General features: G+C 71.6%; 17 protein-coding genes and 1 tRNA gene. 3 read left to right on the forward strand and 15 right to left on the reverse strand.

From position 1 onward, the window contains the following. Nucleotides 1-58: 58 nt before the first annotated feature. Nucleotides 59-2758, reverse strand: a complete 2700-nt coding sequence (gene polA, locus GGG17_RS00945) for a DNA polymerase I (RefSeq protein WP_288797559.1) — start codon at nt 2756-2758, stop codon at nt 59-61. Nucleotides 2759-2777: 19 nt separating this feature from the next. Here polA and GGG17_RS00950 point away from each other — a divergent pair, with 19 nt between their 5' ends. Next, nucleotides 2778-3218 (forward strand): hotdog fold thioesterase, encoded by a 441-nt coding sequence (locus GGG17_RS00950; protein WP_154591933.1) that lies wholly within the window; start codon nt 2778-2780, stop codon nt 3216-3218. Nucleotides 3219-3227: 9 nt separating this feature from the next. On the opposite strand, the gene GGG17_RS00955 is transcribed toward GGG17_RS00950, so the two are convergent. After that, nucleotides 3228-3827 (reverse strand): GNAT family N-acetyltransferase, encoded by a 600-nt coding sequence (locus tag GGG17_RS00955; protein WP_195849070.1) that lies wholly within the window; start codon nt 3825-3827, stop codon nt 3228-3230. A gap of 186 nt (nt 3828-4013) precedes the next feature. On the opposite strand from GGG17_RS00955, the gene GGG17_RS00960 reads away from it, so the two are divergent. Then, nucleotides 4014-4808 carry a DUF554 domain-containing protein gene (locus GGG17_RS00960; protein ID WP_154591935.1) on the forward strand — a complete coding sequence of 265 codons (795 nt, stop codon included), beginning with the start codon at nt 4014-4016 and terminating at the stop codon, nt 4806-4808. Between the two features lie 78 nt (nt 4809-4886). Here the strand turns inward: GGG17_RS00960 and GGG17_RS00965 are convergent, their stop codons facing one another. From GGG17_RS00965 to GGG17_RS01020, 12 genes are all read right to left on the reverse strand, one after another. After that, the gene (locus tag GGG17_RS00965) at nt 4887-5495 is read right to left on the reverse strand and encodes an ANTAR domain-containing response regulator (protein WP_288797561.1); all 609 of its coding nucleotides are present in this window, start codon (nt 5493-5495) and stop codon (nt 4887-4889) included. A gap of 57 nt (nt 5496-5552) precedes the next feature. After that, nucleotides 5553-5638 (reverse strand) — tRNA-Leu (locus GGG17_RS00970). Nucleotides 5639-5699: 61 nt separating this feature from the next. Beyond that, nucleotides 5700-7154: a pyruvate kinase gene (gene pyk, locus GGG17_RS00975; protein WP_154591936.1), complete on the reverse strand. Its 1455-nt coding sequence runs from the start codon at nt 7152-7154 to the stop codon at nt 5700-5702. Nucleotides 7155-7304: 150 nt separating this feature from the next. Next, nucleotides 7305-8765: a glutamate synthase subunit beta gene (locus GGG17_RS00980; RefSeq protein WP_288797562.1), complete on the reverse strand. Its 1461-nt coding sequence runs from the start codon at nt 8763-8765 to the stop codon at nt 7305-7307. Then, nucleotides 8758-13347 (reverse strand): glutamate synthase large subunit, encoded by a 4590-nt coding sequence (gltB, locus tag GGG17_RS00985; RefSeq protein ID WP_154591937.1) that lies wholly within the window; start codon nt 13345-13347, stop codon nt 8758-8760. The genes GGG17_RS00980 and gltB overlap by 8 nt, the downstream gene beginning before the upstream one ends. Nucleotides 13348-13481: 134 nt before the next feature. Continuing rightward, nucleotides 13482-14345, reverse strand: coding sequence for a prolipoprotein diacylglyceryl transferase (gene lgt, locus GGG17_RS00990; RefSeq protein ID WP_311966332.1), 864 nt, complete (start codon nt 14343-14345; stop codon nt 13482-13484). Nucleotides 14346-14358: 13 nt separating this feature from the next. After that, complete coding sequence (locus GGG17_RS00995) at nt 14359-15144, reverse strand: DsbA family protein (protein WP_154591938.1); 786 nt, start codon at nt 15142-15144, stop codon at nt 14359-14361. 16 nt (nt 15145-15160) lie between these two features. Continuing rightward, nucleotides 15161-15640: a MauE/DoxX family redox-associated membrane protein gene (locus tag GGG17_RS01000; protein ID WP_154591939.1), complete on the reverse strand. Its 480-nt coding sequence runs from the start codon at nt 15638-15640 to the stop codon at nt 15161-15163. Further along, nucleotides 15637-16425, reverse strand: coding sequence for a tryptophan synthase subunit alpha (trpA, locus tag GGG17_RS01005; protein WP_311966330.1), 789 nt, complete (start codon nt 16423-16425; stop codon nt 15637-15639). The genes GGG17_RS01000 and trpA overlap by 4 nt, the downstream gene beginning before the upstream one ends. Continuing rightward, the gene (trpB, locus tag GGG17_RS01010; protein ID WP_154591940.1) at nt 16422-17717 is read right to left on the reverse strand and encodes a tryptophan synthase subunit beta; all 1296 of its coding nucleotides are present in this window, start codon (nt 17715-17717) and stop codon (nt 16422-16424) included. Before trpB ends, trpA begins: the two co-directional genes overlap by 4 nt. 19 nt (nt 17718-17736) lie before the next feature. Beyond that, nucleotides 17737-18549 (reverse strand): indole-3-glycerol phosphate synthase TrpC, encoded by an 813-nt coding sequence (trpC, locus tag GGG17_RS01015; RefSeq protein ID WP_311966331.1) that lies wholly within the window; start codon nt 18547-18549, stop codon nt 17737-17739. 52 nt (nt 18550-18601) lie between these two features. Further along, a complete protein-coding gene (locus GGG17_RS01020) occupies nt 18602-19063 on the reverse strand; it encodes a DUF2752 domain-containing protein (RefSeq protein WP_288797568.1) in 462 nt (153 codons plus the stop codon). Between the two features lie 124 nt (nt 19064-19187). Between GGG17_RS01020 and GGG17_RS01025 the strand changes: the two genes are divergently transcribed. Further along, nucleotides 19188-19748: a DUF4190 domain-containing protein gene (locus tag GGG17_RS01025; protein ID WP_154591941.1), complete on the forward strand. Its 561-nt coding sequence runs from the start codon at nt 19188-19190 to the stop codon at nt 19746-19748. Nucleotides 19749-19867: 119 nt separating this feature from the next. On the opposite strand, the gene GGG17_RS01030 is transcribed toward GGG17_RS01025, so the two are convergent. Next, nucleotides 19868-20283: integrase core domain-containing protein (locus GGG17_RS01030; RefSeq protein ID WP_154591942.1), on the reverse strand; the 416-nt coding region annotated here is incomplete at its 5' end.

Consider the following 20283-nt stretch of genomic DNA (forward strand, 5'->3'; position numbering starts at 1 on the left):
CTGGGCCTCGCCTGGTTGCCCGGTCCTCGAACCGTCGGGTCCGCGGATCGGCCTCCCGTCAGTGCTCGGCGTCCTGCCACGAGCGGCCCACCCCCACGTGGACGTCCAGGGGGACGTCCAGCCGGGCGGCACCACCCATCTCCCGACGCACCAGCGCCTCCACGGTGTCCCGCTCCCCCGGCGCGATCTCGAGCAGCAGCTCGTCGTGCACCTGCAGGAGCATCCGGGACCGCAGGTCCTCGGCGCGCAGGGCCCGGTCGACACCGAGCATCGCCACCTTGATGAGGTCGGCGGCCGAGCCCTGGATCGGGGCGTTGAGGGCCATCCGCTCGGCCATCTCGCGGCGGTTGCGGTTGTCGCTCGTCAGGTCGGGCAGGTAGCGGCGTCGCCCGAGGATGGTCGCGGTGTAGCCCGTGGCACGTGCCTCGGCGACCACCTCGCGCAGGTAGTCGCGGACCCCGCCGAACCGCTCGAAGTAGCCGTCCATCAGCCCCTGGGCCTCGCCCGTGGAGATGCGCAGCTGCTTGGACAGGCCGAAGGCCGACAGGCCGTAGGCGAGCCCATAGCTCATGGCCTTGACCTTGGAGCGCATCGCGGCGGTCACGTCCTCGGGCTCGACCTGGAACACGCGCGACCCCACGAACCGGTGCAGGTCCTCGCCCGTGCGGAAGGCCTCGATGAGCCCGGCGTCACCGGACAGGTGGGCCATGATGCGCATCTCGATCTGGCTGTAGTCGGCCGACATCAGCGACGTGTAGTCCACCGGCTCGTCGCCGTGGCGACCCCGCCCGACCACGAAGACGGACCGGATCCGGCGGCCCTCCTCGGTGCGGATGGGGACGTTCTGCAGGTTGGGCTCGGTGGAGCTGAGCCGACCGGTGGCCGCCACGGTCTGCAGGTAGGTGGTGTGGATCCGTCCGTCCTCCGCGACGGACTTGCGCAGCCCCTCGATCGTGGAGCGGAGCTTGGCCGCGTCGCGGTGCCGCAGCAGGGCCTCGAGGAAGGGGTGCTCGGTCTTGGTGTGCAGATCCGCGAGCGCCTCGGCGTCGGTGGTGTAGCCGGTCTTGGTCCGCTTGGTGCGCGGCATGTCGAGGCGCTCGAAGAGCACGACCTGCAGCTGCTTGGGCGACCCGAGGTTGATGCTGTCGTCGTCGATGGCCGTGTGGGCGTCCGCCTGGGCCTGCGCCACCAGGTCGGCGAAGTGCGACTCGAGGCGGGCCAGCCCCTCCTCGTCGACCGCGATGCCCACCCGCTCCATCTGCGCCAGCACGCTCAGCAGCGGCAGCTCGACGTCGGCGAGCAGGTCGCGCTGCCCGGTGGCGACGAGCTCCTGGTCGAGCACGGCGGACAGGTCGAGGACGGCCCGTGCCTTGACCATGGAGGCCTGGGCCTCGGCGTCCTGGTCGGCGGTGAAGTCCAGCATCCCCTGCCCGTCGCTCGCGCCCTCGACCCGCAGCTCGCGGTGCAGGTGCCGCAGGGTGAGATCGGCCAGGTCGTAGGACCGCTGGTCGGGGCGGACGAGGTAGGCCGCCAGGGCCGTGTCGAGGAGGACACCCGCGACGTCGGCGAAGCCCCTCGCCGCCAGCGCCTGGAGCTGGCCCTTGGCGTCGTGCAGGACCTTGGGGACCGAGGCGTCGGCGAGCCAGGCGGCGAGGGCGGCCTCGGCCTCGGGCGTCAGGGACGTCACGTCGAGGTAGGCCCCGGCGCCGTCCTCGGCCGCGAGCGCCAGCCCCTCCACGTCGCCCGTGCCGCGCGCCCATCGTCCGTCGACGACCAGCCCCACCGACCCCGACCGGCCGTGGCTCGACAGCCAGTCCCCCAGCTCGTCGGCCTCCAGCACGGTCCCGTCGAGGTCGAAGCCAGACTCCGCCTCCGGCGCGGCGGACTCCACAGTGGCGAAGAGCCGGTCGCGCAGCACCCGGAACTCGAGCCCGTCGAAGACGCGGTGCACCTCGTCGCGCTCCCAGTTGGCCCGCTGCAGGTCCGCGATGCCGAGCGGCAGGTCCACGTCCGTGACCAGCTGGTTGAGCTGCCGGTTGCGCAGCACCTGGTCGAGGTGGGCTCGCAGCGCCTCGCCCGCCTTGCCCTTGATCTCACCGACGTGCTCGACGATCCCCGCGAGGTCGCCATACTGCGTGATCCACTTGGCCGCGGTCTTGGGCCCGACCCCCGGCACGCCAGGGAGGTTGTCGGAGGTCTCCCCCACGAGGGCCGCGAGGTCGCTGTAGCGCTCGGGGGGCACGAGGTACTTGCTCTCGACGGCCGCGGGGTCCATGCGCCACACCTCGGACACGCCGCGGACGGGGTAGAGCAAGGTGGTGCGCTCGTCGACGAGCTGGAAGGCGTCCCGGTCGCCCGAGCAGATCACCACCTCGTCCAGACCTGCGGCGGCCGCCTGCGTCGTGAGCGTGGCGATGATGTCGTCGGCCTCGAACCCCTCGGCCTGCAGGTGAGGGATGCGCATCGCGTCCAGCACCTCCTGGATGAGCGAGACCTGGCCCTTGAACTCGTCGGGCGTCGTGGCGCGGCCCGCCTTGTAGTCCGCGTAGGCCTCGGTGCGGAAGGTCTGGCGCGACAGGTCGAAGGCGACCGCGACGTGCGTCGGCTCCTCGTCGCGCAGCAGGTTGATCAGCATGGAGGTGAAGCCGTAGACGGCGTTGGTGGTCTGACCTGTCGTCGTCGAGAAGTTCTCGGCCGGCAGGGCGAAGAACGCGCGGTAGGCCAGGGAGTGTCCGTCGAGGAGCAGAAGTCGCGTCACGCATGGCAGCCTAGGCCGTATGACCGACACACCCGCAACGGCGACCGAGCCCGACCCGTCCACCACCCTCGAGCAGCTGCGGGACGCCGGCCGCGGCACCCTGATCGAGCGGATGGCGATCGAGCTGACCGAGGCGTCCGCGCAGCGGTGCTGCGGGACGATGGACGTCGAGGGCAACACTCAGCCCTACGGGCTGCTCCACGGTGGCGCCTCGGTGGTCCTCGCGGAGACCCTCGGCAGCATCGCGGCCATGCTGGCCGCAGGACCGGGCAGGTATGCCGTGGGCGTCGACATCAATGCCACGCACCACCGATCGGTGCGCTCTGGCGCCGTCACGGGCGTCGCCACGGCCGTGCACGTCGGCCGCACGACCGCGTGCTACGACGTCGTGATCAGCGACGAGCAGGGGCGGCGCGTCTGCACCTCGCGGATCACCTGCGCCCTGCGCGACGAGGTGTGACCGGACCCGTCAGGAGGCGCTGGCGCCGGCCTGCACGATCTCCAGAGGCTGGGTGAGACCGGTGCGGGCCCGCAGTGACCGTCGGCGGGCCAGCACCTTGTCGAAGGGGCGGCCCCCCTCCTCGCCGGACAGTCGGCGGCGCAGGGCTGCGGGAGAGGTGATCCTGCGGGTCACGGTGGACGCGAACCCCATCCGGGCAAAGAACCGGTTGAGGTCGCGCGACTGGCTGGGGACGTTGGACACGACGTGGGTGGCGCCGGTCTGCTCGGCCAGCACGGCGGCCTTGGCCAGGAGCAGGTGGCCGATCCCGCGACCGCGGCGGGCGGGCGTGACGTAAAGGATCTCCACGGTGACGCAGGCCGAGTCCGTCAGCCCGCTGAGGGGGTTGCTGGTGGCGACCATGAGCCCCACCAGGTCGTCGTCGTGCTCGGCGACCATCGTCGTGACCCCGGGACGGCTGAGGACCTGCTCGAGACGCTCCGCGCCGACCTGCCGCCCGGCAACGTCACCGGCAGGGGTGGCGTCCGCGAGGGCGTCGGACCACAGCCGATGCACGCCGGCCCAGTCCTCGTGCCCGACCAGACGCGCGACGGTCCACGACCGTGCCATGAGTACCTCCAGGGAAATGACCGGGACGAACGGTTGGCGCATGCCTCCCCCGAAGCACTCTCCACAGCAAAATATGGCACGCCCCCCGATGGTTTGGGTAGCCGGGGTGGCCCTCATGGCTTCTCTCTCCCGGCCACGGACCGGTCGGTCGCCCACGGCGTGCGACCGGACGCCTACTCTGCGCCTATGAGCGCTGCGTTCCCCGGCCTCGGCACGGTCGTCAATGTCGTCGCCGTCCTCCTCGGGGCCTCCCTCGGCATGGTGATCGGCAACCGGCTTCCCGAGCGCACCCGGTCGATCGTGACGGACTGCCTCGGCCTCACCACGCTGCTGATGGCCCTGTTGTCCGCGTGGGAGGTGACCTCGCGCAGCCTGACCGACGCTGTCGGCACGGGTGCCCCCATGCTGATCGTCCTGGGATCCCTGCTCGTCGGCGCCATCTGCGGCTCGGCGCTGCACATCGAGCGACGGCTGGAGGGGCTCGCCGCAGCGGTGCAGCGGCGCGTCCACCGCAGCGCTGCCTCCGGTCCCGACGCAGCCGCCGGGGACGGCGCGTCGGCCGACGAGGAGCGGGAGAGGTTCATCGAGGGCTGGCTGACGGCGAGCCTGCTGTTCTGCGTCGGGCCGCTCACGATCCTGGGGTCCCTCAACGACGGGCTCGGGCGCGGCATCGACCAGCTCGCCCTCAAGTCGGTGCTGGACGGGTTCGCCGCGCTGGCCTTCGCCTCGACCTTCGGGATCGGGGTGCTGCTGTCGGCGGTCTCGGTCGCCGTCGTCCAGGGCGCCCTGACGGTGGTCGGTGTCCTGCTCGGGTCGGTGCTGCCCGAGGCGCACATCGCGGCGCTGACGGCGACGGGTGGGCTGCTGCTGGTGGCGATCGCGCTGCGCCTGCTACGGATCCGGGAGATCCCCGTCGGGGACCTGCTGCCGGCGCTCGTCGTGGCGCCCCTGCTCACCCAGCTGGTGGTCGCTCTCCGCTGAGTCCCTGGACCCCGGACCCCCCGGACCCCCAAACCCGAAACCCCGGGGTGGGGGTCTGGGGCTGGGTGGGCGATGGGGCTACTTCTTGGCCTTGTCGTCGCCCATGCCGGTGATGACGGCGTCGGCGACCTGCTTCATCCCCATGCGGCGGTCCATGGCCGTCTTTTGGATCCACCGGAAGGCGTCGGCCTCGCTCAGCTTGAGCTTCGCCATCAGTACGCCCTTGGCCCGGTCGACCGACTTGCGGGTCTCCAGCCGCTCGGACAGGTCGGCGATCTCGGACTCCAGCGCTTGGTACTCCGCCCACCGCGACACGGCGATGTCGATGGCCGGAGCGAGGTCCGCCGCGGTGAACGGCTTGACGATGTAGGCCATGACGCCCGCGTCGCGCGCGCGCTCGACGAGCTCGGTCTGGCTGAACGCCGTGAGCATCACGACCGGGCAGATCTTGGCGTTGCCGATCTGCTCCGCCGCCGAGATCCCGTCCAGGACGGGCATCTTGACGTCCATGATGACGATATCGGGCTTGTGCTCGGAGGCGAGCTCGACCGCCTGCTCGCCGTTGCTGGCCTGACCGACGATCTCGTGGCCCGCGTCGCGGAGCATCTCCACCAGGTCGAGTCGGATGAGGGCCTCGTCCTCGGCGACGAGGATGCGGCGGCCGGTGGTCACGGGGTGCTCAGTCACCCCGTCACTCTAGTCGCTCACCGGTGCGCCGGGCGACCGGGCAGGCCGTGTGAGCCGTGGTGCCGAGGGCGGGACTCGAACCCGCACGCCCTTGCGGGCGGAGCATTTTGAGTGCTCTGTGTCTGCCATTCCACCACCCCGGCAAGGTGCCCACCCATGCTACCGGCCCCTGCACGGGCCGGCGTACGGACGGGCGTCACCTCGTCAGGCGGGCTGCTCGTCGAGCGTGCGTCCCATCCGGTGGTTGATCGAGTCGCCCATGCGGTGCACCCGCACGGAGTTGGTCGAGCCCTCCACCCCCGGGGGCGTGCCGGCGACGATCACGACGTAGTCGCCCTCCTCGACCCGGCCGGCAGCCAGCAGGGCCAGGTCGACCTGCATGACCATCTCGTCGGTGTGGCTGGCCCCCGGCACGAGGAAGGTCTCCACGCCCCAGGACAGCGACAGCCGCGAGCGCGTGGCCTGCTCGGGGCTGAACGCCAGCACCGGGATGCTGCAGCGCAGGCGGGACAGCAGGCGTGCGGACTTGCCGGACTGGGTGAAGGTCACCAGGTAGCGCACGTCGAGGTGGCGCGCGATGTCGACCGCGGCCTGCGTGACCGCGTCACCCACGTGCCAGCGCGGCTCGGGCGTGGGCAGGACGCGGGACAGGCCGTGCTCCTCGGTCGACTCGATGATGCGGGCCATGGCCTGCACCGTCTCGATCGGCCACTTGCCCACCGAGGTCTCGCCCGACAGCATGATCGCGTCCGCGCCGTCGAGCACGGCGTTGGCGCAGTCCGAGGCCTCGGCGCGGGTGGGCCGGGAGTTCTCGATCATCGACTCCAGCACCTGCGTGGCGACGATGACGGGACGGGCGTACTTGCGGCACAGCTCGATCGCGAGCTTCTGCACGATCGGGACCTCCTCGAAGGGCAGCTCCACGCCAAGGTCGCCGCGGGCGACCATGACGGCGTCGAAGCGCTGCACGATCTCCTCGAGGTTGTCGATCGCCTGGGGCTTCTCGATCTTGGCGATGACGGGGACGCGGCGGCCGACCTCGTCCATGATGCGGTGCACGTCGTCGACGTCGGCCGCGGAGCGCACGAAGGACAGGGCGACCATGTCGCAGCCCAGCCGCAGGGCGAACCGCAGGTCCGCCTCGTCCTTGTCGGACAGTGCCGGGACGCTCACGGCCACGCCGGGCAGGTTGATGCCCTTGTTGTTGGAGACGAAGCCGCCCTCGACTACCTCGGTGACCACGTCGGTATCGGTGACCTCGACGGCGCGCAGGCCGACCTTGCCGTCGTCGATGAGCAGGCGGTCCCCCGGCGAGACGTCGCCCGGCAGGCCCTTGTAGGTCGTGCCGACTCGCTCCTGGTCGCCCTGGACGTCGTCGGTGGTGATGGTGAACCGGTCGCCCTTCGTCAGCAGGATGGGGCCGTTGGCGAACCGCCCGGTGCGGATCTTGGGGCCCTGCAGGTCGACGAGGGTGCCCACCGCGCGGCCGACCTCGTCGGACGCGGCCCGCACGTTGGCGTAGACCTGCTGGTGGTCCTCGTGGGACCCGTGGGAGAAGTTGAGGCGAGCCACGTCCATCCCGGCAGCAACCAGCTTGCGCATCTGCTCGATGGAGGATGTGGCCGGCCCGATGGTGCAGACGATCTTGGCTCGGCGCATGGCTCCCATCCTAGGGCAGTGGCGTGCGCCACAATGCCGCCGGGACCGGGTGGCGGGAGTCAGGATGGGCCCCGCGCCCGTCGAGGGTCCGGACAGCCGTATGCCGGTCGCCCGCCGTGCAGCGGGCCACCGGCATACGGCGTGCTGGGGTCAGACCACCAAGGGCCGGTCCGTCGGATCGACCGGCCGCGGGAGCCGGGAGGTCCCGCCGGTGAGGTAGGCGTCGACGCCCTGGGCGGCGCTGCGCCCCTCGGCGATGGCCCATACGATGAGCGACTGGCCCCGGCCGGCGTCCCCGGCGACGAAGATGCCGGGGACAGAGGTCATGAAGCTCGGGTCGCGGCGGATGTTGGAGCGCTCGTCGAGCGCGACGCCCAGCTGGTCGACCAGGCCCTCGCGCTGCGGGCCGAGGAAGCCCATGGCCAGCAGGACGAGCTGGGCGGGGATCACGCGCTCGCTGCCCTCGACCTCCTCGAACCTGCCGTCGCGCATCTCCACCTCGGTGATGCGCAGACCCGCGACGTTGCCGTCGTCGTCGCCGACGAACTCCTTGGTGCTGACGGCGTAGACGCGGTCGCCGCCCTCCTCGTGCGCGCTCGCGACGCGGTAGAGCATCGGGTAGGTCGGCCAGGGCTGGTGGGCGGGACGCAGCTCCCCCGGCCGGCCCATGATCTCCAGGCTGGTGATCGACCGTGCGCCCTGGCGGATCGAGGTGCCGAGGCAGTCCGCGCCCGTGTCGCCGCCGCCGATGATGACGACGTCCTTGCCCTCGGCGGTGACCTGTCCCTCGACCCGCTGCCCGAGGGCCACGCGGTTGGCGGGGGGCAGGAAGTCCATCGCCTGGTGGATGCCGCGCAGCTCGCGCCCGGGGACCGGCAGGTCGCGCGGCACCGTCGAGCCGATCGCGAGCACGACCGCGTCGTAGCGCTCCCGCAGCTGGTCGCCGGTCAGGTCCTCGCCGACCTTGACGCCGGAGCGAAAGATCGTGCCCTCCTGCGTCATCTGGTTGAGCCGGCGGTCAAGGACGGCCTTCTCCATCTTGAACTCGGGGATGCCGTAGCGCAGGAGCCCCCCGGGCTTGTCGGCGCGCTCGTAGACCGCGACGGTGTGGCCGGCGCGGGTCAGCTGCTGGGCCGCCGCCAGGCCGGCCGGTCCCGAGCCCACGACCGCCACGCGCTTGCCCGACAGCCGCTCCGGCGGCTGGGGGTCGACGCGCTGCGCCTCGAAGGCCCGCTCGACGGTCGTCACCTCGATCTGCTTGATCGTCACCGGCTCCTGGTTGATGCCGAGGACGCAGGCGGTCTCGCAGGGGGCCGGGCACAGGCGACCGGTGAACTCCGGGAAGTTGTTGGTCGCGTGGAGGCGGTCGATGGCGTCGCGCCAGTCGCCGCGCCAGGCCTGGGTGTTCCACTCGGGGATGAGGTTGCCGAGGGGGCACCCGCTGTGGCAGAAGGGGATGCCGCAATCCATGCAACGCCCTGCCTGCCGCTGGAGCTGGTCCACGGGCTGCGCCTCGTAGACCTCCTTCCAGTCCTGGATGCGCACCGGCACCGGGCGCCGCTTGGGCAGCTCCCGCTGGCGGTTCTTCAAGAATCCACGGGGGTCAGCCACGGGAAGCCTCCATGATGCGGTCCCAGACCTCGTCGCCCTCGAGGTCCAGTCCTTCGGTCTCGGCCTGGGCGCGGACGTCCAGCACGCGCTGGTAGTCGCGGGGCAGCACCAGGGTGAAGCGGGCGTAGGCCGCCTCGAGGTCCTCCAGCAGGCCGGCGGCCACGGTGGAGTCGGTCCAGCGCAGGTGGTCGCGGAGCAGACCCTCGACCACCGGCTTGTCCAGGTCACGCAGCGGCAGCACGTCGACGAGCTCGGTGTTGACGCGGTCGGTGCGGGCGTCGAGCAGGTAGGCCACGCCGCCGGACATGCCGGCCGCGAAGTTGCGGCCCGCCTCGCCGAGGATCATGGCCAGGCCCCCGGTCATGTACTCGCAGCCGTGGTCGCCGACGCCCTCGACGACCGCCGTGATGCCGGAGTTGCGCACGCAGAAGCGCTCCCCCACGGTGCCCCGCAGGAAGATCTCGCCGGTGGTGCCGCCGTAGCCGATGACATTGCCGGCGATGACGTTGTCCTCGGCCACGAGCGCGCTGCGCTCGCCCGGCCGCACGACCACGCGACCGCCCGACAGGCCCTTGCCGACGTAGTCGTTGGCGTCGCCGAACAGCTGCAGGGTGATCCCTGCGGGCAGGAAGGCGCCGATCGACTGCCCGGCCGAGCCGTGCAGGCGCACGGTGATCGACCCGTCCGGCAGACCGTGGGGGTGGGCTCGGGTGACCGCGTTGCCCAGCATGGTGCCGACCGTGCGGTTGACGTTGCGGACGGGGACGTCGAAGGTCACAGGCTCGCCGCCGTCGATGGCGGTGCGCGCCCGCTCGATCAGCTCGTTGTCGAGCGCGTGCTGGAGCCCGTGGTCCTGCTCCTGGGTCTGGTGGCGCGCGGCGCCGTCCAGGGGCACGGCCTCGGCGAGGACCGGCGACAGGTCCAGGCCGCTGGCCTTCCAGTGGTCGATCGCCTTGCGGGTGTTGATGACGCCGGTCTGGCCGATGGCCTCCTGGATCGAGCGGAAGCCCAGCTCGGCGAGGAGCTCGCGGACCTCCTGCGCGATGTACTCGAAGAAGGTCTCGACGAACTCGGGCTTGCCGCTGAACCGCGCCCGCAGCTCGGGGTTCTGCGTCGCGACGCCGACCGGGCAGGTGTCCAGGTGGCAGACGCGCATCATGATGCAGCCCGACACGACGAGCGGGGCCGTGGCGAAGCCGAACTCCTCGGCGCCGAGCAGCGCCGCCACGACGACGTCGCGACCGGTCTTGAGCTGGCCGTCGGTCTGCACCACGATGCGGTCGCGCAGGCCGTTGAGCACCAGCGTCTGCTGGGTCTCGGCCAGGCCGATCTCCCACGGGGCACCGGCGTGCTTGAGCGAGGTGAGCGGGGAGGCTCCCGTGCCGCCGTCGTGGCCGGAGACGAGCACGACGTCGGCGTGCGCCTTGGACACGCCCGCCGCGATGGTGCCGACACCGATCTCGGAGACCAGCTTGACGTGGACGCGGGCCTGCGGGTTGGCGTTCTTGAGGTCGTGGATCAGCTGGGCGAGATCCTCGATGGAGTAGATGTCGTGGTGCGGCGGCGGCGAGATGAGGCCGACGCCCGGGGTGGAGTGCCGGGTGCGGGCGACCCAGGGGTAGACCTTGGGGCCGGGCAGCTGGCCGCCCTCGCCGGGCTTGGCGCCCTGCGCCATCTTGATCTGGATGTCGTCGGACTCGGTGAGGTAGAGGCTGGTCACGCCGAACCGGCCGGAGGCGACCTGCTTGATCGCGCTGCGCCGCTCGGGGTCCATCAGCCGGTCGACGTCCTCGCCGCCCTCGCCGGTGTTGGAGCGGGCGCCGAGGTGGTTCATCGCGATGGCCAGGGTCTCGTGCGCCTCCTTGGAGATCGAGCCGTAGCTCATCGCCCCGGTCGAGAACCGCTTGACGATCTCGCTGACCGGCTCGACCTCCTCGACGGGGATCGAGGGGCGGTCGGAGGCCAGGTCGAACAGCCCGCGCAGCGTCATCAGGCGCTGGGCCTGGTCGTCGACGCGCCGGGTGTACTGCTTGAAGATGTCGTAGCGCCGCTCGCGGGTCGAGTGCTGCAGGCGGAACACCGTCTCGGGGTCGAACAGGTGCGGCTCGCCCTCGCGGCGCCACTGGTACTCCCCGCCGATGGGCAGGGTGCGGTGCGCCTGACGCACACCGTCCACCGGGTAGGCCGTGACGTGACGGGCGGCCACCTCGTCGGCGATGACGTCGAGGCCGATCCCGCCGAGCTGGCTGACGGTGCCGGTGAAGTAGGTGTCGACCAGTTCCTGCGACAGACCGATCGCCTCGAAGACCTGCGCCCCGCGGTAGGACGCGACGGTCGAGATGCCCATCTTGGACATGACCTTCAGGACGCCCTTGCCAAGCGCCTTGATGAGGTTCTTGACCGCCTTCTCGGGGGTGACCCCCTCGATGATGCCCTGGCGCACCAGGACCTCGACGGACTCCATCGCGAGGTAGGGGTTGATCGCGGCGGCGCCGTAGCCCACGAGCAGCGCGACATGGTGCACCTCGCGGACGTCGCCGGCCTCGACGACCAGGCCCACCTGGGTGCGGAGCTTCTCGCGGATCAGGTGGTGGTGGACGGCCGAGGTGAGCAGCAGCGACGGGATGGGGGCGTGCTCCCGGTCGGAGTCGCGGTCGGACAGTATGACCAACCGCGCGCCGCCACGGATCGCCTCCGTGACCTCGGCGAAGATCTCCTCCAGGCGGGTCCGCAGGCCCTCGGCGCCCTCGTCGACGCGATAGAGCCCGCGGACGACGTGGGTGGCGTAGCCGGGCAGGTTGCCGTCGGCGTTGATGTGGACGATCTTGGCGAGCTCGTCGTTGTCGATCACGGGGAAGGACAGCTCGACCTGGCGGGCCTGCGTGGCGCTCGGCAGCAGGGCATTGCCCTCGGGGCCCACGGCGGTCCCGAGCGAGGTGACCAGCTCCTCGCGGATGGCGTCCAACGGCGGGTTGGTGACCTGTGCGAAGAGCTGCGTGAAGTAGTCGAACAGCATGCGCGGGCGGCTGGACAGCACGGCGATGGGGGTGTCGGTGCCCATCGACCCGAGCGCCTCGGCGCCGTTGACCGCCATCGGCGTCAGCAGGATCCGCAGCTCCTCGAGGGTGTAGCCGAAGGTCTGCTGGCGTCGGGTGACCGAGGCCGCGGTGTGGACGATGTGCTCGCGCTCGGGCAGGTCGGACAGCTTGATGACGCCGGCCTCCAGCCAGTCGGCGTAGGGCTGCTCCGCCGCGAGCTGGGCCTTGATCTCGCCGTCCTCGACGATCCGGCGGGCCTCGGTGTCGACGAGGAACATCCGGCCCGGCTGCAGGCGCCCGCGGCGCACCACGTGCTCCTCGTCGAGGGGCAGGACGCCGGACTCGGAGGCGAGGACCACGAGCCCGTCGTCGGTGACCCAGTAGCGCCCCGGGCGCAGCCCGTTGCGGTCCAGCACGGCGCCGACCAGGGATCCGTCGGTGAAGGTCACGCACGCCGGGCCGTCCCAGGGCTCCATGAACATCGAGTGGAACTCGTAGAAGGCCCGGCGGGCGGGGTCCATCTCGGCGTGGTTCTCCCACGCCTCGGGGATCATCATCAGCACGGCGTGCGGCAGCGACCGGCCGCCGAGGTGCAGCAGCTCGAGGACCTCGTCGAAGGACGCGGAGTCCGACCCGTCCGGCGTGCAGATCGGAAAGAGCCGCTTGAGGTCGCCGGGGATGACGTCGCTGCGGAGCATGGACTCCCGCGTGCGCATCCAGTTGCGGTTGCCCTTGACCGTGTTGATCTCGCCGTTGTGCGCGATGTAGCGGTAGGGGTGCGACTTGGGCCAGGACGGGAAGGTGTTGGTCGAGAACCGTGAGTGCACGAGGGCCAACGCCGTGGCGAACCGCTCGTCCGACAGGTCGGGGTAGAACTGCTCGAGCTGGGCGGTGGTGAGCATGCCCTTGTAGACCAGGGTGCGCGCGGACAGCGACGGGAGGTAGACGTGCGCCTCGTGCTCGGCGCGCTTGCGCAGGCAGAAGGCCAGCCGGTCGAGCTCGAGACCCTCGCGGCGACCGGTGATGTCGGAGACGAACAGCTGGGCGAAGTGCGGCATGCAGTCCCGGGCGACCTGGCCGACGCAGCCCGGCTCGACCGGCACCTCGCGCCAGCCGAGCACCTTGAGGTTCTCCTCGGAGGCGATGCGCTCGATCGTGCGGACGGCCTCGGCGCGCTCGGCCCCTTCCTGGGGAAGGAAGGCCGTGCCCACGGCATACGTCCCGGCGGTGGGGAGGGCGAAGTCGGTGACCCCGCGGAGGAACTCGTCGGGGACCTGGGTGAGGATGCCCGCGCCGTCACCCACGAGCGGGTCGGCCCCGGTGGCGCCGCGGTGCTCCAGGTTGGTCAGGGCCAGCAGGGCCTGGTCGACGATGTCGTGCCCGGCCGTGCCCCGGAGGGTGGCCACCATGGCGACCCCGCAGGCGTCGTGCTCGTTGTCCGAGCGGTACAGCCCCTGGTCCCCCGGCTGGGCGCCGAAGCGGGCGAACGTCGTGGGGATCGTGGTGCTTCGAGGGTTCGCGGACGTCGCAGACGACTGGGACATCAGGTGATCACCGTCCTCCGTGCTGGGCCGGAGGGCGGGGCGCCGTCCGGTCATGAGGCATCGCTGCGGGGACGGCGGTGGCCACGCAGCAACACGGGTGAAAGAGTGCCCCCCGGTGGGGAGGGACTCGTTATTCATTCCGAAGTATGAGATTCCATCGGGTCGTTTGTCGAGACGCTGTGTGGCCCTCGACGAGCCAGGACGAACCATGCCAGACCGAAGGCGAGGACGAGGAGGCTGGTCCAGACGTTGAGCCGCAGCCCCAGCACGTGGTTGGCCTCGTCGACGCGCATCATCTCGATCCACACCCGCCCCAGCGTGTAGCCCACGACGTAGAGCGCGAAGACCTGACCCCGCCGCAGGTCGAGGCGCCGGTCGGCCCACACCAGCAGGGCCGCCACCCCCAGGCACCACAGCGACTCGTAAAGGAAGGTCGGGTGGTAGTGGCCCAGGACGACGGCCTGGCCCGACACGTCGCGCACCGCCTCCCCCGCAGCTGCGTCCCACTCGTGGATCCGCAGCGCCCAGGGCAGGTCGGTCGGTCCGCCGTACAGCTCGTTGTTGAACCAGTTGCCCCACCGGCCGATCGCCTGGGCGACCAGCAGGCCCGGGGCCAGGGCGTCGGCGAAGTCGAGGTAGGACACGCCGCTGCGCCGGCAGCCGATCCACGCCCCCAGCGCCCCCAGCGCGACCGCTCCCCATATGCCGAGGCCGCCGTTCCAGATCTTGACGGCGTCCAGGGGGTGGCCACCCTCCCCGAAGTACGCCCGCGGCGAGGAGATGACGTGGTAGAGCCGGCCCCCGACGATGCCGAAGGGCACGGCCCACATGGCCACGTCGACGACCCGCTCGGGGTCACCCCCGCGCGCCGCGAGCCGGCGCTGGGTCAGCCACACCGCCACGAGGATGCCGGCCAGGATGCACAGCGCGTAGGCACGCAGGGGCAGGGGGCCAAGGTGCCAGACCCCCTGCGTCGGGCTGGGGATCTCGGCGAGGATGGGCGTCACCGGATCACTTCGTCGCCGCGGCGACGTCCTTCTCGAGCTGGGTCGGGTCCTGGGCGAGGGTCTGGAAGGACAGCTCCTTGCCGTTCAGGAGGTACTGGGGGGTGCCCGTGTTGCCCTTCTGCTGGCCGACCTGCTCCATCTTGGTCGCATAGCCCTGCATCTTCTTGTCCTGGACGCAGGCCTGGAAGCCGGCGAGGGAGTCACCGCTCAGCCCGGCCTCCTGGGCGAAGTCCACGCGCAGCTGCTGGTCGGTGTAGCCCTTGCCCTCCTCGGGCTGATGCTTGAACACGACGTCGTGGTAGGCCTTGAACCGTCCCGCCGCATCGGCGCAGCTCGCTGCCGAGGCCGCCCGCAGCGACGAGTCGGGGTTGGGGACGTTGGGCATGGCCCGCTGGATGTTGGTGTCCAGGAAGCTGCGCAGGTGGTACTCGAGCCTGACCTTGCCCTGGTCGGCGAGCGTGGTCACCGTCGGGCCGACGACGTCCTCGACCTGCTTGCAGATGGGGCACTGGAAGTCCTCGTAGATCACGAGCGTCGGGGCCCCGGCCTTGGCCTTGCCGGGGTTGGCGACGATCCCGCCGCCGTCCGTCGTGGCGTTGGGCGGCGTCGAGGCGTTGGCGATCGTGTCCGCGACCTCGCTCTTGTGGGACTGCTGCGACCAGATGGCCCAGCCGACCGCGGCCAGGACGAGCAGCGCGACCAACGCTGCCGCCGCTGCGACCTTGGCCTTGTTGTCCCTCGGGGCCGCGGCCTGCGCCTTGCGGCGCCGTTCCTCGTAGCTCGTGCTCATCGGTGGTGCTCCTCGATCAGTGTCTGGTCGGGGCTCCGAAGAGCCATCGGTCCATGCTCGCAGGGGTGCGCGGTCGGATCGTCAGCCACACGCCGCAAAGCAGCAGGCCAGCGTCGCGCACGACGTCCCACAGGTAGTTGGTGTCCTCGGGCGCCACGACGCCTCCCCCGCCGAAGCAGCCGCAGTCGATGGAGATGCCGCGCACCCACACGCTGACGATGCCGATGAGGAAGGCGACCATCAGCAGACTGCCCGCGACCGCGGCCAGACGGGTGAACAGCCCGAGCACCAGCAGCGCGCCGATGGCCAGCTCCAGCACCGGCAGGACATATCCGACCAGGTTGGCCAGGTCGAAGGGCAGGATCTTGAAGGCGCGCACGGCCTCGGCGGAGGACTCGAGCGAGCCGACCTTGAGGTAGCCCGAGACGAGCAGCACGACGCCCAGCACGAGCCGGGCCACCAGGCCCACCCAGCCACCCCAGCGACCCGCGCTCATCGGCCGCCCTCCCGGACCCCCGCGGCGAGCTCGCGCACGACGCCCTGCAGCTCCTCGACACCGTCGGTGAGCGCCCGCACGAGGGCCGACCCGACGATGACCCCGTCGGCGTACGACGCCACCTGGGCCGCCTGCTCGCGGGTGGAGACGCCGAGCCCGACGCACAGCGGGGTGTCGGTGACGGCACGGGTCCGCTCGATGAGGTGGGCCGCCTCGGGCCCGACGGCGGTCCGGGCCCCGGTGACGCCCATGAGGGCGGTGACGTAGACGAACCCGCGGCAGGCGGCGGCCGTGCTCGCCAGACGCTCGGTGGTCGAGGACGGGGCGACGAGGAAGATGCGGTCGAGGTCGTGGCGCTCGGCCGCCTCGATCCACGCGCCGGCCTCGTCAGGGATCAGGTCGGGGGTGATGAGCCCCGATCCGCCGTTGGCGCCCAGCTCGGCGGCGAACCGGTCGACGCCATACCGCAGGACGGGGTTGATGTAGGTCATGCAGACCGCGGCGCCCCCGGCATCGGTGATGGCCCGGACCGCACGGAAGGCGTCGGCGAGCCGCACCCCGCCGGCCAGGGCCTGCACGGCGGCGTCCTGGATCACCGGGCCGTCCATGACGGGGTCGCTGTAGGGGATGCCGACCTCGACGACGTCGACGCCCGCCTCGACCATGGCGACCATGGCCTCGATCGAGCGGTCGACGTCCGGGTAGCCGACGGGCAGGTAGCCCACCAGGGCGGCCCGGTGCTCGTCGCGGCACCGCCGCAGGACGTCGGTGACCCGGGAGCTCACTGGCCCACCCCTTCGTTGTCGGCGACGGGCTCGGCGGCCTTGATCTGCTCGGCCCGGGCGAAGTCCTCGCCGTCCATCAGCCCGAACCACCGGGCGGCGCTGTCGACGTCCTTGTCCCCGCGCCCCGACAGGCTGACGAGGATGACCGCGTCGGGCCCGAGCTCACGGCCGAGCTTCATGGCGCCCGCGAGCGCGTGGCTGGACTCGATCGCAGGCAGGATCCCCTCGGTGCGGGTGAGCAGCCGGAAGGCCTCCATCGCCTCGTCGTCGGTGATCGGGTGGTACTCCGCGCGGCCGGAGGCGTGCAGGGCGGCGTGCTCGGGCCCGACGCTGGGGTAGTCGAGGCCCGCCGAGACCGAGTGGGACTCGATCGTCTGGCCCTCGTCGTCCTGCAGGAGGTAGGTGAAGGCGCCGTGGAGCACGCCCGGGGTGCCGGTCGAGAACCGTGAGGCGTGGCGCCCGGACTCCACGCCCTCGCCGCCGCCCTCGAGACCGACCAGCCGCACCTGCCGGTCGGGCACGAAGGCGTGGAAGATCCCCATCGCGTTGGACCCGCCGCCCACGCACGCGCACACGGCGTCCGGCAGCCGGCCGACGAGCTCGAGGACCTGCTCGCGCGCCTCCTCGCCGATCACCTTGTGGAAGTCCCGGACCATCTCCGGGAAGGGGTGCGGCCCGGTGACCGTCCCCAGCACGTAGTGGGTGGTGGCCACGTTGGCCACCCAGTCGCGGAAGGCCTCGTTGACCGCGTCCTTGAGGGTGCGGCTGCCGTGCGTCACCGGGACGACCTCGGCCCCGAGGAGCCGCATGCGGGCGACGTTGAGCGCCTGTCGCTCGGTGTCCCGCTCCCCCATGTAGACGACGCACTCGAGCCCCATCAGGGCCGCCGCGGTGGCCGTCGCCACGCCGTGCTGCCCGGCGCCCGTCTCGGCGATGACGCGGGTCTTGCCCATCCGGCGCGTCAGCAGGGCCTGGCCGAGGACGTTGTTGATCTTGTGGGAGCCCGTGTGGTTGAGGTCCTCCCGCTTGAGGATGACCCGCGCTCCCCCGCAGTGCTCGGCGAAGCGCGGCACCTCGGTGACGATGCTCGGCCGGCCGGTGTAGGTCCGCTGCAGCCGCTCGAGCTCGGCGATGAACTCGGGGTCACGGGCGGCCTTCTGCCGCTGCTCGTCGAGCTCGTCGAGCGCGGCCACGAGAGCCTCGGGGACGTAGCGCCCGCCGAAGTCGCCGAACCGGCCGACCGGGTCGCCCGGCTGGGCGTCGCTGGGGCTGCGGTGGCTGCGGTTCGTCATACGGCGTCTCCGGATCTGGTCAGTGGCGCAGGGCCGGGTGGGCGCCGGCGGCGACGAGCTCGGCGACGGCGTCCCGCGGGCTGCCCCCGGTGACGAGGGACTCTCCGACGAGGACCGCGTCGGCGCCGGCGCGGGCGAGCTCGAGCACGTCGTGCGGTCCGCGGACCCCCGACTCGGCGACCCGCACGACCGTGTCGGGCAGCACCGCGGCGACCCGGCCGAAGGTCGAGCGGTCGACCTCGAGTGTCTTGAGGTTGCGGTTGTTGACGCCGACGACCCGGGCGCCGGCGTCGAGGGCCCGGCGCGCCTCGTCCTCGTCGTGCACCTCGACCAGGGCCGTCATGCCGAGGGACTCGGCACGCTCACGCATCGAGACCAGGACGGGCTGCTCGAGGGCCGCCACGATGAGCAGGATGACATCGGCGCCGTGCGCCCGCGCCTCCCACAGCTGGTAGGGCTCGACCATGAAGTCCTTGCGCAGCACCGGCACGTCCACGGCGGCCCGCACCGTGTCGAGGTCGGCCAGGCTCCCGCCGAACCTGCGCTCCTCGGTGAGGACGCTGATGACGCTGGCCCCGCCGGCCTGGTAGTCGGCTGCGAGCCCGGCCGGGTCGGCGATCAGGGCCAGGGCGCCCTTGCTGGGGCTCGACCGCTTGACCTCGGCGATCACCCGGACACCGGCGGTGCGGCCCGCGGCGAGGGCGGCTCGGGCGTCCTTGGCGGGCTCGACCTGCGAGGCGCGCTGCTTCAGCTCCTCCAGGGAGGCCTGCGCCTGACGGCGCGCGAGATCGTCGCGGACGCCGCCGATGATGTCGTCGAGTACCGAAGCCACGGCCTCAGGCTAGCCACTGGTGGCGCGGTCACCGAATCCGTCCACCCGTCGGCTAGGGCTGCCACCACGACAGCGGCGCCCACCAGCGGGCCACGCCGAAGGCGCACCACAGCAGGAGCACCGCTGCGGCCCAGCGTCCGGCCGGGGCCTCCTGCAGACGTATGACGACCGGGTCCGCTCCCCCGACGCGGGCCGCCCGCCAGGCCACCACGACCCAGGCGATGGTGCCGGCCACGACGGCCACCACCGCAAGCAGGGTGGGGGCGTTGGACGACACGGCGGCGAGCAGGTCGCCGCGCACGAGGTCGTTGACCGAGCGGAGGCCTCCGCACCACGGGCACGGCATACCGGTGATCGTCAGGAACGGGCAGCTCCCCCACGACCCCGCCACGTGGGGATCCCGCACGGCCAGGGTGCCGAGCGCCAGGGCCTCGCCGGTCAGCAGCCCCAGCGGCAGGGCGGGCCTTGCCCGCGGGCCGGCGGGGGCCGGTGCCGGGGTGGAGGTCTGCTGCACCAGGCCACGATACGGCCACGACCTGCGGACGCACGGGTGACGTCCACGGCGCGCCCCCGGCCGGCGGCTAGCGTGGCAGCGCCGCCCTGACGGGCGTGTCCGTCACCGACGAGAGGGGAAATCCATGACCGACCACCCGCAGAACCCGCCGCCCCCGGCCGGCGAGCCCGAGCGTCCCGCCTCGGGCGGCGCGTACGGCAGCCAGCCCTACGGGAGCCAGCCCTACGGGAGCCAACCGTACGGGAGCCAGCCCTACCAGCCGGCCGACGGTCAGACCGGTGGCGCTCAGCCGTATGACGGGGGCCAGCCGCCCTACGGGGACCAGCCCTACGGCCAGGGCTACGCCCCGCAGCCGCAGGGCACGAACGTGCTGGGCATCATCGCCCTGATCCTCGGCATCCTGTCGATCCCGCTCGCGTGCTGCGGGGGCTGGCCGGGCCTGCTCGCCGGCATCGTCGCGATCGTCCTCGGCGTGATGGGCAACAAGAAGGCCAAGCAGGGCCTCGTCGGGGGCAAGGGCCTGTCGATGGCGGGTCTGATCCTCGGCATCATCGGCACCGTGATGGGGATCGCGATGCTGGTGTTCACGATCATGTTCGCGGACCTCGCGCAGAAGTGCCAGCAGTACGACCAGGACCCGGCCAAGATGCAGCAGTGCGTCACGGACGAGTTCAACAAGCGCTGAGTCTCAGCTGGGGCGCCCTGACGCGCGCCCCACGAATATCGTGAGGGTTTGGTCCAAGGATGTTGGATGTCGTGTCTCGGTACATGTGGGACGCGATGTCTCGATGGATGTGAGACAGGTTAGGCGATGAGCTGGCCTTGGTTGCGTCGGTCGCGGTCGAGGGTGAGGTGGCCGAGGTGATGGCCGTCGTGGTCGTGGACGTTGGCGTGCTGCCCGTCGATCACGACGGTCATCGTCTGTCCGGTGTGGGCCCGTCCGATGGTGATGCTGGTGCCGTGCATCCAGACTCGGCCGGTCTTGTCGACGCGGGCGGCGTAGATGTGGGCGTCGGTCTGAGCGGGCAGGCTGGTGGGGCCGCCGAGCGCTGGGGCGTTGGCCCAGGTGGCGGCGGGGGTAGCGCGGATGGCCGAGTGCCAGCGTTGGGTGTTGTACCAGTCCTGGTACTGGTCGCATAGGGCCTGCATGTGCGTCAGCGTCTGGGGCTGGTGCCCGCTGGCTGCGAGCCACTTGTTGAAGGTCTGGTGGTGCCGTTCGA

The organism is Arsenicicoccus cauae (genome assembly GCF_009707125.1).
GTDB lineage: Bacteria > Actinomycetota > Actinomycetes > Actinomycetales > Dermatophilaceae > Arsenicicoccus > Arsenicicoccus cauae.

Bases quoted from the DNA above. Each gene is read 5' to 3' on its own strand.
- pyk (WP_154591936.1), bottom strand. From the start codon at position 7,154: ATGCGCCGAGCCAAGATCGTCTGCACCATCGGGCCGGCCACATCCTCC.
- gltB (WP_154591937.1), bottom strand. From the start codon at position 13,347: ATGTCCCAGTCGTCTGCGACGTCCGCGAACCCTCGAAGCACCACGATC.
- GGG17_RS00955 (WP_195849070.1), bottom strand. From the start codon at position 3,827: ATGGCACGGTCGTGGACCGTCGCGCGTCTGGTCGGGCACGAGGACTGG.
- trpB (WP_154591940.1), bottom strand. From the start codon at position 17,717: ATGACGAACCGCAGCCACCGCAGCCCCAGCGACGCCCAGCCGGGCGAC.
- GGG17_RS00950 (WP_154591933.1), top strand. From the start codon at position 2,778: ATGACCGACACACCCGCAACGGCGACCGAGCCCGACCCGTCCACCACC.
- GGG17_RS01025 (WP_154591941.1), top strand. From the start codon at position 19,188: ATGACCGACCACCCGCAGAACCCGCCGCCCCCGGCCGGCGAGCCCGAG.
- GGG17_RS00960 (WP_154591935.1), top strand. From the start codon at position 4,014: ATGAGCGCTGCGTTCCCCGGCCTCGGCACGGTCGTCAATGTCGTCGCC.
- GGG17_RS00995 (WP_154591938.1), bottom strand. From the start codon at position 15,144: ATGAGCACGAGCTACGAGGAACGGCGCCGCAAGGCGCAGGCCGCGGCC.
- GGG17_RS01000 (WP_154591939.1), bottom strand. From the start codon at position 15,640: ATGAGCGCGGGTCGCTGGGGTGGCTGGGTGGGCCTGGTGGCCCGGCTC.